The organism is Acinetobacter sp. NIPH 817 (genome assembly GCF_000368405.1).
Taxonomy (GTDB): Bacteria; Pseudomonadota; Gammaproteobacteria; order Pseudomonadales; family Moraxellaceae; genus Acinetobacter.
On sequence record NZ_KB849419.1, the window covers coordinates 381,470 to 396,552 of the forward strand.

Annotated in this window: 15 protein-coding genes; 5 read left to right on the forward strand and 10 right to left on the reverse strand. The window is 38.6% G+C overall.

Features of this window, described 5'->3' with window-relative positions; translation table 11 throughout:
• Positions 1-38: 38 nt before the first annotated feature.
• Positions 39-872: an SDR family NAD(P)-dependent oxidoreductase gene (locus F968_RS03145; RefSeq protein WP_004790118.1), complete on the reverse strand. Its 834-nt coding sequence runs from the start codon at positions 870-872 to the stop codon at positions 39-41.
• A 212-nt stretch (positions 873-1,084) separates the two neighbouring features.
• Here F968_RS03145 and F968_RS03150 point away from each other — a divergent pair, with 212 nt between their 5' ends.
• The 3 genes from F968_RS03150 to phoR all read left to right on the forward strand — a co-directional run bounded on the left by F968_RS03150 (position 1,085) and on the right by phoR (position 4,089).
• Positions 1,085-1,756: a TetR/AcrR family transcriptional regulator gene (locus F968_RS03150; RefSeq protein WP_004790119.1), complete on the forward strand. Its 672-nt coding sequence runs from the start codon at positions 1,085-1,087 to the stop codon at positions 1,754-1,756.
• 254 nt (positions 1,757-2,010) lie between these two features.
• Entirely contained in the window at positions 2,011-2,721 is a 711-nt protein-coding gene (phoB, locus tag F968_RS03155; RefSeq protein ID WP_000650776.1) for a phosphate regulon transcriptional regulator PhoB, read from the forward strand.
• 9 nt (positions 2,722-2,730) lie between these two features.
• On the forward strand, positions 2,731-4,089 hold the full coding sequence (phoR, locus tag F968_RS03160) for a phosphate regulon sensor histidine kinase PhoR (protein WP_004790120.1): 1,359 nt from the start codon (positions 2,731-2,733) through the stop codon (positions 4,087-4,089).
• Positions 4,090-4,157: 68 nt separating this feature from the next.
• On the opposite strand, the gene F968_RS03165 is transcribed toward phoR, so the two are convergent.
• Positions 4,158-5,354: an alpha/beta fold hydrolase gene (locus tag F968_RS03165; protein WP_004790121.1), complete on the reverse strand. Its 1,197-nt coding sequence runs from the start codon at positions 5,352-5,354 to the stop codon at positions 4,158-4,160.
• A 243-nt stretch (positions 5,355-5,597) separates the two neighbouring features.
• Here F968_RS03165 and F968_RS03170 point away from each other — a divergent pair, with 243 nt between their 5' ends.
• Positions 5,598-6,359, forward strand: coding sequence for an AcfC family putative adhesin (locus tag F968_RS03170; RefSeq protein ID WP_004790122.1), 762 nt, complete (start codon positions 5,598-5,600; stop codon positions 6,357-6,359).
• 72 nt (positions 6,360-6,431) lie between these two features.
• Here F968_RS03170 and F968_RS03175 read toward each other — a convergent pair whose 3' ends face one another.
• The 5 genes from F968_RS03175 to pncB all read right to left on the reverse strand — a co-directional run bounded on the left by F968_RS03175 (position 6,432) and on the right by pncB (position 11,682).
• Positions 6,432-6,851 carry a hypothetical protein gene (locus F968_RS03175; protein ID WP_004790123.1) on the reverse strand — a complete coding sequence of 140 codons (420 nt, stop codon included), beginning with the start codon at positions 6,849-6,851 and terminating at the stop codon, positions 6,432-6,434.
• A gap of 130 nt (positions 6,852-6,981) precedes the next feature.
• On the reverse strand, positions 6,982-8,202 hold the full coding sequence (locus F968_RS03180; RefSeq protein ID WP_004790124.1) for an acetamidase/formamidase family protein: 1,221 nt from the start codon (positions 8,200-8,202) through the stop codon (positions 6,982-6,984).
• 420 nt (positions 8,203-8,622) lie between these two features.
• Positions 8,623-9,474, reverse strand: a complete 852-nt coding sequence (gene asd, locus F968_RS03185; RefSeq protein ID WP_004790127.1) for an archaetidylserine decarboxylase — start codon at positions 9,472-9,474, stop codon at positions 8,623-8,625.
• Positions 9,471-10,319 carry a sulfurtransferase gene (locus tag F968_RS03190; RefSeq protein WP_034596127.1) on the reverse strand — a complete coding sequence of 283 codons (849 nt, stop codon included), beginning with the start codon at positions 10,317-10,319 and terminating at the stop codon, positions 9,471-9,473. Before F968_RS03190 ends, asd begins: the two co-directional genes overlap by 4 nt.
• A 148-nt stretch (positions 10,320-10,467) precedes the next feature.
• Positions 10,468-11,682, reverse strand: a complete 1,215-nt coding sequence (gene pncB / locus F968_RS03195; RefSeq protein WP_004790131.1) for a nicotinate phosphoribosyltransferase — start codon at positions 11,680-11,682, stop codon at positions 10,468-10,470.
• A gap of 168 nt (positions 11,683-11,850) precedes the next feature.
• On the opposite strand from pncB, the gene dtd reads away from it, so the two are divergent.
• Positions 11,851-12,294, forward strand: a complete 444-nt coding sequence (gene dtd / locus F968_RS03200; protein WP_004790134.1) for a D-aminoacyl-tRNA deacylase — start codon at positions 11,851-11,853, stop codon at positions 12,292-12,294.
• A gap of 43 nt (positions 12,295-12,337) precedes the next feature.
• Here dtd and F968_RS03205 read toward each other — a convergent pair whose 3' ends face one another.
• From F968_RS03205 to serB, 3 genes are all read right to left on the reverse strand, one after another.
• Positions 12,338-12,817, reverse strand: a complete 480-nt coding sequence (locus tag F968_RS03205; RefSeq protein ID WP_034596105.1) for a hypothetical protein — start codon at positions 12,815-12,817, stop codon at positions 12,338-12,340.
• Positions 12,818-13,068: 251 nt separating this feature from the next.
• Complete coding sequence (aciT, locus tag F968_RS03210; protein ID WP_004704819.1) at positions 13,069-13,404, reverse strand: ciprofloxacin tolerance protein AciT; 336 nt, start codon at positions 13,402-13,404, stop codon at positions 13,069-13,071.
• A 409-nt stretch (positions 13,405-13,813) separates the two neighbouring features.
• Entirely contained in the window at positions 13,814-15,037 is a 1,224-nt protein-coding gene (serB, locus tag F968_RS03220; RefSeq protein ID WP_004790139.1) for a phosphoserine phosphatase SerB, read from the reverse strand.
• Positions 15,038-15,083 lie beyond the last annotated feature (46 nt).

The following is a 15,083-nucleotide window of genomic DNA, read 5'->3' on the forward strand; positions in this document are numbered from 1 at the left end:
AAAAAAGCCATCATTTGATGGCTTTTTTCGTTAAAAAATTATTTCATTAATTTGGTCACAATGGTTGAAGCACGTTGATATCCTGTTGGGAATAAACGCTGGAATGCATCAAGAATTTTTGCATCACTACCAATCAATAAACGGCGTTTATTTTTTAATACCGCTTGTAAAATTTGACGAGCTGCTTCTTCAGGTGGGGTACGTAGTAGCTTGTCAAAGTTTTGAATTGATTTCGTCGGATCCATACCCAAACTATTCAAGCTATCACTCATTTTTGCAGATTTAGCAATGTTGGTGCGGATTCCGCCCGGATGTACGCACAACGAGCTTACGCCACTTTTTTCAATATCTAACTCTTGGCGTAATGATTCAGTAAAACCACGTACAGCAAATTTAGTCGCGTTATAACCAGATTGAGTCGGTTGAGCAGTTAAACCAAATAGGCTCGAGATGTTAATAATGTGCCCATCTTGAGTTTGCTTAATGAACGGTAAAAACTCTTTAGTTCCGTACACCACACCCCAGAAGTTAATCCCAACAATCCACTCTAAATCTTCGTAGGTTGCACCTTCGACAGTTGAGCCTAACGCAACACCAGCATTGTTAAAAATCAGGTTAACAGAACCATGATCTTGTACAGTTTCTTGTGCCCACTGCTTTACAGCTTCACGATCCGACACATCAAGCTTTTTGGTAGTAACCGTAATATTGCTGTACGGTTTTAAAAGCTCGACAGTTTGTTGTAATCCTTTTTCATTAATATCACTCAACGAAAGATGGCAGCCCTGTTTTGCCAAAAGAATTGCTAGCTGTTGCCCAATGCCAGAACCTGCGCCCGTAATTGCAGCGACTTTGTTTTTAAAATTTTTCATTGTCCATCCTTTGTTTTTCGATATTTGCACAACCGGTTCATTGCATGTGCAGTTCAGACATCTTCAATATAATTTTGACAATATCCATTGTCAATATAGTACACTGTAATTTCAGATAGAATGGCACAATTCTTCTGAGGGCTTTATCATAGTAAGCATATTTGGCCAAAACCTATAAATTAGGAAACCATTCTTTAGGAAACGACTTATTTATGGCGACTAACGACTCAACCAGTAAAAAGAAAACAAAAAGTGTGAGTAAAGAACGTCAGTTCAAAGGGTTATCTCTATCTGAACGTAAAGAGGCGCGCCGTGAAAAATTGATTGAAGCAGGTATTGCGACCTACGGAACACTCGGTTTTTTTTCCGTGACGGTAAAAGATGTATGCCAAGAGGCAAAACTCACAGAACGTTATTTTTATGAATCATTTAAAAAGAGTGAAGATTTATTCCAAACAATCTTTTTAAAAATGATTGAAGAATTACAGCAGAACTTAATGCAAGCCGTGATTAAAGCTACCCCCGATCCAGAAAAAATGGTCGATGCTGGTTTAAGAGCACTGCTGACAACATTAAAAGACGACCCAAGATTAGCTCGTATTGTCTATGTCGACGCAGTTTTGGTACAAGAGTTACATAATCAGGCCACTATTCAAGAAACACTTGCGCAATTTGATCGCATGATTCAAGCCTTTGTTATGCTGACCATGCCGCAAATTCAACACCACGAAAATGAGCTTTCTTTAATCGCAACTGGTTTGAATGGATACGTCACTCAAATTGCGATTCGATGGGTCATGGGAGGGTTTGAACAGTCTCTTGAGCAGGTTTTAACCGCATGCCGTATCGTTTTCTTATCTTTATTAGCGCAAGTTTCAAAATAATATTAAAGTTTTTTGACAGACATAAATACGCTAAACCAGTTAAGCTATTCAAGTGATAACCTATTGAATGATTTTAAGAAAATTAAAGCTTTCATGTCACAATTTGGTCATACCTTTGCCTTGGTTTTGTCACAAATTATTGCTAAATTTAATTTTATAGACTTTTCTGCAATGAAATTGTCATAATTAATCTTTGTAATAAGCCTGTCATAACTACAAAACGGTTCACCGTTAAATCTATAGGATATTGCGCTGTGAAAGATGACTATATTTTAATTGTCGATGATGAGCTTCCTATTCGCGAAATGATCCATACTTCTTTGGACATGGCAGGCTTTCAGTGTTTACAGGCAGAAGATGCCAAACAGGCTCATCAAATTATCGTCGACCAACGTCCGGCGCTTATCTTGCTTGATTGGATGTTACCTGGAGGCGTAAGTGGTGTCGATTTATGTCGCCGCTTAAAACGCGATGAGAACTTAGCAGAAATTCCAGTGATTATGTTGACTGCTCGCGGAGAAGAAGACCACAAAGTACAAGGTCTTGACGCAGGTGCAGATGACTACATGACTAAGCCTTTTTCAACACGTGAACTGGTTTCACGTATCAAGGCAGTTCTGCGTCGTGCTAATGCATTAAGTGGCGAAAAAACTATTGATGCCAATGGCTTAATTCTTGATCCTGTAAGCCAACGTGTTAGCTTTGGCAACAGCATTTTAGATATGGGTCCAACTGAATATCGCTTACTTGCATTTTTTATGACCCATCCAGAGCGTGCATATACACGTGCCCAGTTGCTCGATCAGGTGTGGGGCGGTAATGTATATATCGAAGACCGCACTATCGATGTGCACATTCGCCGTTTGCGTAAAGTTTTAGAACCTTTTGGTGTAGACCGATTTGTTCAGACTGTGCGTGGAACTGGCTACCGTTTCTCAACACGTGCAGATTTAGCCGCAGGTTAACCAAGATTTATGTATGAACCCTACCCCGTCCCCGAACAGGTACGTGAACAAAAGCTTTCCCGCTACAGTAGTTTATGGACGTTCGCCAAACAAGATTTACGGCTCTTATTATTTTTTCTAATTATTGCCGGTTTAGTCGGTTTAGGCCTTGGGTATTTCTGGAGCTGTATTTTTATCGCCTTCGTGGTGTTTTTTACACTCCAGTTGCGTTCTTTATATCTGGTCAATGACTGGATTGCGAATAAACCTTATGACGTTCCTCCAAATCTTAATGGGATTTGGGGGGCATTATTATTTAATGTCTACCGTGCTCAGCGCCAAGAACGAATTGTTCAGGCGGAAATGGTCGGTTTAATTGATCGAGCTCAGTCTTCGTTAGTTGCGCTTGCTGAAGCCGTTGTTTTAATTGATGACCAACATCAAATCGAATGGTGGAACCCTGCTGCCGAACGCTTGCTAGGGATCAGCCCTCTCGATCGTGGTCGTAACTTATTAACGATTTTACGTCAGCCGACCTTTATTGAATATTTTAACAATATTGATCAGGCACCCGACGGGATTAAGCTTCACTCAAATTTTGATGATGACCGATATGTACAGGTTAAGCTCACACGATTTGGTGGAGAAAGTCGCTTATTGGTGGCTTACGACGTGACTCGTATGCACAACCTTGAGCAAATGCGTAAAGACTTCGTCGATAATATTTCGCATGAACTTCGTACGCCATTAACGGTGCTCAGTGGTTATATCGAAACCTTTACCGATCAGGAAGATATTAGCCCACGCTGGAAACGTGCATTTGATCAGATGCAATCACAAACCAAGCGTATGAATGCGTTGGTCAATGATTTACTACTGTTATCGAATTTAGAAAATAATAAGAAAATCGCAAAAAACCAGATTATTGAAATGCCGAGTTTAATGAATCAATTGTTTGATGATGCTCAGGCCTACAATGCCGATTATGGACACACGCTCAATTTACACATTGATAGCCACTGTGACCTGATTGGTTCAGACATGGAAATTGCCAGTGCGTTTAGTAATTTAATTACCAATGCTATCAAGTACACACCAAAAGGCGGAACTATTACCATCGGTTGGCATGATGATGGTGAACATGCTTACTTTAGTGTGCAAGACACAGGCATTGGAATTAACCCTAAACATTTGCCACGACTAACTGAACGCTTCTATCGTGTTGACAGTGACCGTAGTCGCCAAACAGGTGGTACAGGTTTAGGTCTTGCGATTGTAAAACACGTGCTGATGCAACACGGCGCGTATTTAGATGTGCAGTCTAAAGAAAACGAAGGATCAACATTTACCGCAGTTTTTCCGAAAGAAAGACTATATAACATGACCTAAAATTATCCTTTGTACATATAAAAAGCCGACTTATGAAAAGTCGGCTTTTTTGTATTAGTTAAACCAATTTACTTAAAAGTAGAGCAATACGATTTGCTCTGGTTTTTCTCTATGACATTTAAAAAGTTAGTGGCAAACGTATTGCTCTGGCGTAATGCATCGCGGTGATCTCCGCCATCAATCGTTTGATATATAGTTGGTTTTTTTAATTTACATAGCTGCTGATAATAAGCAGATGTGCCTCTAGGGTCGACTAAATGATCTTTAGAACCCTGAACAATCATTAATGGTACGGTAGGAACCATATTTTCAATGGACTGTTGTTTTAGATAAGCCAAAAGAGGTTTTAAGTCTGCATCGGCTTTAAATATGCTCGCAGGAGATTTCTTCATATCAGATTGAAGTTCAGACAAACAGCGACTGCGTGCCTGAGTTAGCACAGTGTTCATTTCCGAACTGACTAAGTTTTCAGGAACAATGCTTGGTTCAGCTGCTTGTGCTCCTAATAACACAATCGGGAAAAAAGCAGCCACACTAGGTTCTGGGTTCGGATTAGTTTTCACATATTCCGCAATACCTTCATATTGATAACCGCCTGGCGCAAGAGCGATGGCCCCTTTTAAATCTAGTTCAGGTGCATCGTTTTGACCATAGGCAGACACTGCAATTGCCGCAGCTCCGCCTTGACTGTGCCCCATCACCAACCATTGTTTATTAAAATTTTTGGGCTTAAGCAAATGTAATGCACGCACTGCATCGACTACCGTATGCAGTTGGCTCTTTGCATTCATATAAGGATGTGCCCCTAAAGTACCTAAGCCTTGATAATCAGGTGCAACAACTGCATAACCACGTGCAAGCCAACCATCTAAAGCTTTAGAAGCAACTTCCTGATATGAATGAACTGGCCCACCCACATAATCACCCGAAGGTGCACAAGTATCGGCAACTCCAGTCGTGCCATGCGCCCAAGCGAGTATTGGCCAGCCATTTTTTGGCGGAGTGCCTTTCGGTAATAAAATAAAAGCCGATGCCACAATGGGCTCGCCCTGAATCCCTCGACTACGATAATTAACTAACAAACGCTGATCAGCATGAGGAAATAAATCCGTCACATCTTGCCGTTCTAGAGACAGTATTGAACCCGGTTTGTCGCTCACAATTTGCTTACCCAAATCTGTAATGGGAGCAGCCATAGCAGAACCAGACACCAAACAAGCGCTGCTAAACAAAATTTTTAAAAAAGAATTACTTTTTCTAATCAAGGGATTACTCCTCTATTATTTACATTACATCTATTTAAATAATTAATTTATAAAATATAAATTACCATAAAATCTTCTATATTTATATTTAACTCAAAATAATTTACATTTATATATAAACACTTAAAATCTAATTAGAATATATTTTAAAGAAATGTATTATAAATATCGTTGCAAAAATTAATCCAATTTCAATAATAAAAAATATATGCTGATATTTTCTTAATTACTATAGCGATTAAAATGTCAAAACAATATAAATTTATACCATACCTGATTTGTCTTATTCTCGGTTCTCTACCCATCCATAGTTTTGCAGACGTAGAAGTGTATGGTCCTGGTGGGCCAGCACCTGCCATGAAAGAAGCCGCCAAACAATTCAGCAAAAAAACGGGGATAGCAGTCCATGTGACTTCTGGTCCAACTTCTCAATGGTCTGACAAAGCGAAACTTGATGCCGATGTTATATATAGTGGTTCTGAAGCCATGATGTCTGATTTTGAAAATGCTTTTTCTGAGCAAATTATAAAAGACTCGGTGGAACCTTTATATTTACGCCCAGCAGCGATTTTAGTACGCAAAGGAAATCCTAAAAATATTAAAGGATTTAAAGATCTAGCTAAACCCAATATTAAAGTTTTAGTTACGCATGGTGCAGGTCAAGTCGGTATGTGGGAGGATATTGCGGGTAGAACTGGCAATATTCAATTAACCAAATCTGTTCGAAAAAATATTGCCACCTATGCAGCCAATACAGGTATTGCCAAGAAAAACTGGGAAGAAAATAGCAGTTATGATGCTTGGTTAGTTTTTAATATTTGGGGAATTAGTAACCCAGATGTTGGACAAATTATCCCTATTGAACCAGAGCTGGTTGTCTATCGTGATACAGGTGTTGCCTTAACCAAACATAGTTTAAAAGATGCTGAAGCTAAACGTTTTGTAGAGTTCTTATCGTCTCAGCAAGGTCATACTATTTTCAAAAAATATGGTTGGACAAAATAATTAAAAAAGGGAGCGTAGCTCCCTTTTCTTTTTTAAAATTATTCACTCTAGTTCACCTAGAATATATTCATTTCAAATTAAATATACTCCAACGGCATATAAACTTCCCAATATGAGACAAAAGGCTGAACTGATATACCAAAATAAATCACTATTACCGACAAATTTTGACTTTAACCATGGAAAAGCCAGACCACGGATAAGAAAAACCGCTGCAACAAGCGACAAAATAAGTTTAGTAAATGGTAATAGCTGTATTCCCTTTGCTGCAAAGAAAGCATAAGTAGCACATACCGTTAGAATTAATCCCACAGCTATAGCTGTAAAATTAGGATACCAATGCCCTCTTTCCACCATCTGAACAATACTTTTCCCGGCCCCTAAAAACCGAAAACCATTTGCCCCCCAGAACACACAAACAAAATGAAGTAATGCGGCACAGAATGTTAATAATGCAGCAATATAAAGTAGAGCGTTCGGAAGTGAGTGCATTAGATTTTATACTAATAAATATGTGTGATATTTATTATACTCAATTATAAAATATATAAAACTTATTAATAATCAAAATGAATTTAACTTGGTATTTAATATTTTAAATACCAAGCTCAGGTAATCTCAATTATTTACTCTCAAACTCTTTAAAATCAGCTTTTCTGATTTTTGCATGAATCCCTTTAGTTTTATCTACAACTTGTGAAACTTCAAAATCAGTTGCGGCACTTAAATATGCATAAGCCGTTGCTTCATCAATACCATATTCTTGATTTAAGAAACGAATAGCTTCACGTTTAGATTTTTTCATGGCTTCATCTAAATCTTCATCAAGTCCCGGTGTAATCCAAAACTCAGCATTTTCAGCTAAAGGTTGTTTTAACTCTTTACCCGGTATTTTATCTTTACCTGCTTTGAGCAAGGTAAATTTTAGGGTCGCACGTGCTGAAGCTTCTAGTGCAGTTAATGCAACTTCACCATCCCCTTGCGCAAAATGACTATCACCCGTATAGAATAATGCGCCTTTGACCTGAACAGGATAATAGGCTGTTGAACCTGCGCCTAGTTCATTAATATCAATATTTCCGCCATACATCGCAGGTGGTACAGAATGCACAGGCTCAGAAGTATTGGCTGCTACCCCCATGATTCCCATAAAAGGATAAAGCGGGAAACGTATTGATTTACCAGATTCTGTTTTTAATACACCTTCATATTCACCTTTAGCATTTTTTTCAATTGGTGTGAAAATTGAGACATTTCCATAGCGTTCAGGGTGCTCAGCTGATGCATTTTCTTGCTTTGCTTTTTTAGGAAATTCCCCGACTAAAGCACCTTTACCATGTCGATTTGAAATAACACCGTAAGGTACACGCGGCTCAACTTTAAGTACCTCAACTTTCAAAATATCACCGGGCTGTGCGCCTTCAATTGCAACAGGACCTGTCACAATATGTGGCCCATCTTTATGAAAATCATGCTTTAAATTTGACTGCGTAATTGTTTTTGCATCTTCCAAGATTTCATTAGATTTGACTCCTTTCGATTGAAAGAACTTTTCAGCATTACGCCCTTGGTCTTCAAGCAAACCTTCATGAGAAACCGTATCAAATGTCACCACACTACCCGACGGAACGGTAAGGACGGGTTTGGCATCCCGATTCGGTAAATAACCCCATGTAATGGTATTTAAAGTAGATGGAACGTAATAATTACCTTTATATTCGCCACTTTGAAGTTGAGTAGGCTGTTTTGAAATTTGATTTAAAACTTTAAAATCATTGGCATGAGTGAGTGAAATACAAAGTACAGATAAAACCGAAGCTGTCAGGCGTTTAACTTTTAACATGATTTCAGAACCTAAAAAATATGAAAATTACAGTAAGGTCCTGAATAGTTAGCAAGCATTGTGCCAAGGCTAAAGGTTGTGCAATATCTAAAAAGCACATCATATTTATAAAATTAAATAATTTTTTTAGATTTAACCACTTATCTTCAAATAGAATTAAAATTACAACTTAAGTCTAACTTAAATATTTCTTTCTATTTTTATTTATTAATTTTCAATCATATTAATATTTTTGCTCTCTTCAGACACATATTTATAGATTAGCTTCTATAATGTTCTATTTCAGATCACTTAATAATAATTATATTTCCATATAATATAAACACAGTTATATATTTTACGTTTATATAATTTAAATCAAAAAAAACCCTGAATAATTAAAGTCAGGGTTTATTTATCTTATAGGGGTTATATCGTTTACTAAACTGTATGACCCATGCGCTCGCCCATTACAACTACAGACTCAGCTTTAAAACGTTGTTCCCATTCGATCTTATCTTTTTCAAATAAAATAACTGCGGTAGAACCTAAATAAAAACGTCCAAGCTCAGCACCTTTCTCTAGCTTTAACTGATGATGCTGTAATTCGATACGACCTGAAGGTTTCACTTTACCTGTTGCAACAGTTTCAATACCAGCAACAATCATTGCACCCACTAACACAACAGCCATACGGCCAAGTTCAGTATCAAACAAACACACCATGCGTTCATTACGGGCAAATAGTCCCGGTACATTTTCAGCAGTTACCTGATTTACCGAAAATAGCTCACCCGGTACATACAAAGTTTCAGTTAATGTACCTGCAAACGGCATATGAACACGGTGGTAATCGCGTGGAGATAGATAGACTGTCGCAAACTCGCCTTCTTGAAACGGCTGAGCAAGTTGTGGGTCGCCAATGAGTTTCTCTACAGAAAAGCTTTGGCCTTTTGCTTGAAATACTTCACCCGCAGTAATTTTACCAATCTGAGAAATAGCACCATCAGCTGGAGACACGATGCTATCTGCATTTTCATCAACTAGACGCACGCCATCTTTTAAAGCACGAGTAAAAAAGTCATTAAAAGATTTATATTTTAGTGCATTGCCTTGTTCAGCAATCGATAAATCAATCCCATATTTGGTTTTAAATGCATGAATAACAGCAGTTTTCACAACTGGATTTTCACTCGCAGCAACTTTACCTACCACACGGCTTAATTGATGCTGTGGTACAAGGTTTTGTGCCTTAATAAATAATTCTTTTTTTAATCGAGATGTGAAACTCACGACGGTGATTCTCCAGTAATAATAGGACTATCGAGGCGATTGCCCCATTCACTCCACGCACCATCATAGGCTTTGGCTTCCCAGCCCAAGAGCCTAGCCAAAATATAGGCCAAACCGGAACGGTGATGTGACTGGCAGTACACAACTACAGGTTGCTGTAAATCGAACCCAAGTTGTTCAAGGCGCTGCCGCGTGCGTTCAAGCGGATGCAATTTTAGATGATTTTCACGATTAAGTGCAGTACTCCATTCAAAATGGAGCGCATTTGGAATGTGACCGCCGCGTCGCGCTGCTAAACGGATCCCACTATATTCATCACTCGTGCGGCAATCCCACAATTGCACATTTTCTTGCTCAACTTGCTTGCGCAGCTCTTCATAGTTCACTCGGAACTGAGCAGCATGCGATAAATCAATCTGAATTAAGTCTGCAACAGGAGAAACTTTTTCGACTTCGGCTGTGGTTGGTAGCCCTGCTCCTAACCATGCATGGATACCGCCATTAATTAAACTGGTACGAGTGAATCCTAAGCAATGCAAATTCCAGATTAAACGCCCAGCCCATGCTCCGCCTTCATCATCATAAACCACGACATGATGATTAGGTGAAATATTCAATTTTTCAATCAGTGCTTGCAAACCTGCTTCATCTGGCAAAATGCCAGTAGCTTCTTCATCTTGAGCCACCAACCATTTCGGCTGTAAGTGAATAGCATGAGGGACATGGAGTTGTTCATAAACCGATGCACGGCTCAAATCTACAACGCGAATATATTCATTGCCTAAATAAGGCACTAACTCTTCTGCTTCTATTAATAAATCGAGTTTAAAATCTGGAGGTGTCATCGTCATGGTTACTTTTTATACCAGCTTATTTCCAATCTTAGCATAAGCATATATCTAACAAACTCTGATTTTCTGCAACTCTTTAGCAGAAAATCAGATATCAGCATTCTTACTTTTAAAAATACAAAATAGAGAGACTATTTATTACTTAAACCACTTCTTCAAGTTCTTCGATTTCAAAAACCTGACGTAAATAAGCCAAGAAAGTATCGTTATCAGTCATGGTTTTACCGGGACTATCAGAGATTTTCGCAACCGACTGGCCATTACATTCAACAAGTTTCAACACAATATTGAGCGGCTTTTGTCCCATATCATTAGTCAAATTAGTTCCAATACCAAAACTCACCTGAAAACGATCTTTAAAGTATTGATGTAATTCCCATGCTTTTGGCAAATTAAGACCATCGCTAAAAGTCAGCATCTTAGTTTTGGTATCAATTTTTAATTTACGATAATGCGCATAGGCCTTATCCCCCCATTCGTAAGGGTCACCACTATCATGGCGTAAGCCATCAAAGAGTTTCGCAAAATACAAATCAAAATCTCGCAGGAACGCATCCATACCAACAACGTCAGTCAAAGCAATTCCTAAGTCTCCGCGATATTCTTGAACCCACGTCTCTAAAGCAGCTTTTTGAAAGTCACGCAGACGTACATCAAGGGCCTGAAAAGCTTGTAGGAATTCATGAGCCATGGTCCCAATTGGTGTAATGTTTAACTCTTTTGCGAGCAGGACATTACTTGTACCACGGAACACATTTGGCACTGTTTTATGAAAGGCTGCTACAACATGTTTTTGCCATACGAAGCTATAACGGCGACGTGTACCAAAATCAGAAACTAAGAATGGAGGATCATTCGGTTTTTGTGTTTTTTCAAATTCCTGAATCAATTCAAGCTTAGCCTTTAAACGGCGCTCGCCTTCAGCCCATACTTCATCGGTTTTGATACGACTAAAATAAAGTTCATTTACAATTGCCAATACAAAAATTTCAAACATCATGGCTTGGACCATCGGACCTTCAATATGAATATCCAAACGACCTTCCGTATCGATGCTAGCTCGAATAAAGCGTCGCTTCAGTTGAAACAGTTCTAAGTAATCGACAAAGTCACTTTTTATAAAGCGTAATTTACGTAAATATTGAAGCTCGTCTTCTTTATATTTGAGGTTACATAAATGGTCGAGTTGCTCGTTTAAATCATCCAAAATATCTACTAGTGGATAGACAGTATCTTCTAAATTTCTACAGCGGAAATGGTAGACACTATGGGTTTGCGGGAATTTATGCAAAACCACTTGTAACATCGTAAATTTGTACAAGTCTGTATCTAGTAAAGAATGGATAATTGGAGACATAGTCAATGATTATTCGCTTGCTTCTTAGCATTAAAGCATATTTTTATAAATCAATTGCGAGCTTTTAGACCATTGTTGCAATTCCATGAAATTTCCTTTTAAAAATCATTTAATTTAAATTCTGCTAAACTAAATCAATTCAATTAATTGCAGAAATTTGCTTTAACTATGCGCGCTTTAATACAACGAGTTCTTGAAGCCAAAGTGGTGGTTGACGGTGAGACTACTGGTGAAATCCAACACGGACTACTGGTTTTTTTAGGCATTGGCCGTGATGACACTTTAGCAATTGGCCAAAAGCTTATTGATAAGATTTTGAAATATCGAATCTTTGATGACGAACAAGGCAAAATGGGTTGGAATGTCTCTCAAGCAAATGGTGGAATCCTGCTTGTTTCACAGTTTACCCTGATGGCCCAAACGCAAAAAGGTTTACGTCCAGATTTTGGTCCAGCCATGCCACCACCAGATGCCAAAGCTTTATATGAACAGTTAGTTGAATATGCCCATTCACAATTTGAAAAAGTTCAAACCGGCATTTTTGCAGCCGATATGAAGGTTCATCTCATTAATGATGGTCCGGTGACGTTCAATCTAGAAGTCGAAGCATAGATATAAAAAAACTCCCATTTGGGAGTTTTTTTATATCTGGCGATTAACGACCAGTTTTCTCTTTAATAAAAGCACGTGCCTGACGTACTTTCTCTTTAACTGGTTTTGGCAACTTAGGTGGAATGAGTCTAGCCACTTGGTTAAACCAAACAAGTAGGCTGAAGTCTCCTTCCATCTTAATACTGCCGTTTTGCATGCCTGTCATAAATGCAGTTGGGTCACCTTTAATCAAAGTTTTTACACCCTGTTCGCTATCTGCAAATTGCAAGATAAAGTCAGCTTTTTCAGCTGCGCCTGCAACAGTATCGATCTGTCCATTATGAATAATGATCTGACGTGCAACACCTAAGTCCGTACCAATCTGAATACGGAAAGCGCGGTCATGAATCAATTCAATAAACTTAGGGCTAGTACGTGCCAATTGCTTCATACGCAGCACTAAACCTGCTACCAATAAATCTAACGGGTCTGTACTGACATCAACGAGAGGTAACTTGACTACAGGTATAGAAGAAAGTTTCATGAACATTCACGCCTATTGTATTTTTATGAAAACTTTAGAGCAAAACTCAGCAAGGACATACCATTGCTTGTGTTTTGTGCATCAACTGATAATTTTTAGCTGGCAACGCAATCTAGATGAAACGTCAACAGACGCGTCTATCGTAGCATAACTGGCTATTTTTTAATAAATGCTTTGTATAATAAAAATCACGTTTCGTAAATAAAAAAGGCATGCTGTGCATACCTTTTTACCGTTAGATAACAATTTAATTATCGGCTAGAACATTGCTGCTGATCATCTTCATATACTGGCGTGTGTTCTATATATTGGCGATTTGCCAAAGCCTTTTGTGCCTGTTTATCCTCACGTAACAAAACAAATGTAACCATTACCATCGCTAGACTTAGTGCAGTTAAATAACTATATGTGACTGGCATTTCAAAAGTGACTTGAACTCCAAAACGGACCACTTCCAATAGCCCCCAAAAGAACATCCCTGCAAGCATAAAACCAAGCCAACGACGGTAAGGAGAAAAGAAAACAGCAACAAGCGCGACAGCGATCAAGCTGAATCCGGCGATAGCGGCAAAATTCGCTGTTACCATAGAAACCTCCGTCTTAATGAAAACGTCTAAAAAGATTCGGTCTTAAAAACCCGACCTCATTCCAAAAACAACTTTAATTCATAATTTGTGTTGAAGCTTAGGATGCATTATGGATGTTTTTTTTTAGAAAAAAAGACCCGTTTTTTCTTAATGCGACATACTTTGTCGCAACATTCTTTTGTCATTACATTTTTGTAAAATTCAAAAAGTTCGATTCCCTATATGGCATCAATTCTGGCGTGTCATTACAAAAAAATATGCTGTTTTTAAGGATCAAAATAAGTTTTTTTCAGATTTTTTTATTGCCTTTTTTCTGTGCAAAATTCTGTCATAACTTGCTTGTTTTTATGACTATTCTGCATAAAAAAAGCGCTACTCTGAAGTAGCGCTTAAAGCTTAGCCCTATAGGTTAAGCACGGTTTAAATCTTTGTCATGCATACCTAATAAATACAGCACGCCATCTAAGCCTACACTTGAAATAGCCTGATTTGCATTTTGACGAACTAACGGTTTAGCGCGATAAGCTACACCTAAGCCTGCAATAGCAAGCATTGGCAAATCGTTTGCACCATCACCTACTGCCATCGCTTGCTCTAGAGAAATACCCATTTTATTTGCAAGTTCGCGTAATAACTCAGCTTTACGAGCGCCATCAACAATTGCGCCTTTTACTTCACCTGTTACGAAACCGTCTTGCACATCTAAGATGTTTGCATGAACTTCATCAATACCAAGCTTGCCTTGTAAATATTCAGCAAAATACTGGAATCCACCAGATAAAATTGCCGTTTTATAACCAAGCGCTTTTAAAGTCGAGATCAGGCGTTCTGCACCTTCAGTAATGGTTAAACGCTCTGCAATTTTAGGTAGAACAGCAGCATCTAGCCCTTTTAATAATGCAACACGTGCGCGGAAGCTTTGCTGGAAATCAAGTTCACCTTGCATTGCTCTTTCAGTAATTTCAGCAACTTGTGCGCCTACCCCTGCTTCAATCGCTAACTCATCAATCACTTCTTGTTCAATGAGTGTTGAGTCCATATCAAAACAAACTAAACGGCGGTTACGTCGATAAGCGTTGTCTTCTTGAACGGCAACATCAATATTTAATTCGCTTGAAAGAAGTAAACATGCTGCACGCATAGCTTGAGCATCTAGAGTTGGGCCACTGCTTAAACCAAACTGTACACATGCACGACGTGGGAATGCGCTATCCTTTTCAAAGTCGACACGGCCTGATAAACGGGTAACCGTTTCAATGTTAAAGCCTTGGCTAGACACAATTTGTGTAACCGCTTGTAAGTGTGCAGCAGTGAGTTCAGGGGCTAAAGCCGTGACGATATAACGAGTACGACCACCTTCAGTTACCCATTGATCGTATTCTGCGCCTGTGATTGGTTTAAAGCGCACTGTTAAGCCAATATCATGTGCTAAAATCAGAATTTCTTTCATTGCCAATGCAGTCGCAGTTTCATTATCGGAAGCGACTACAATGCCTAATGTAAGTTGATTATGAATAACAGCCTGACCTACATCCAGTATTTGCAATGAATGTACGGATAGTACTTGCATTAATCGGGTAAACTGGTTTGGTTGGTCTGGTCCTAAAAAGGATATAAGAATGATTTCTCGCATGAATTGACTCTAGTCTGAGTGACAACTATTGTAAGAATCATAATCG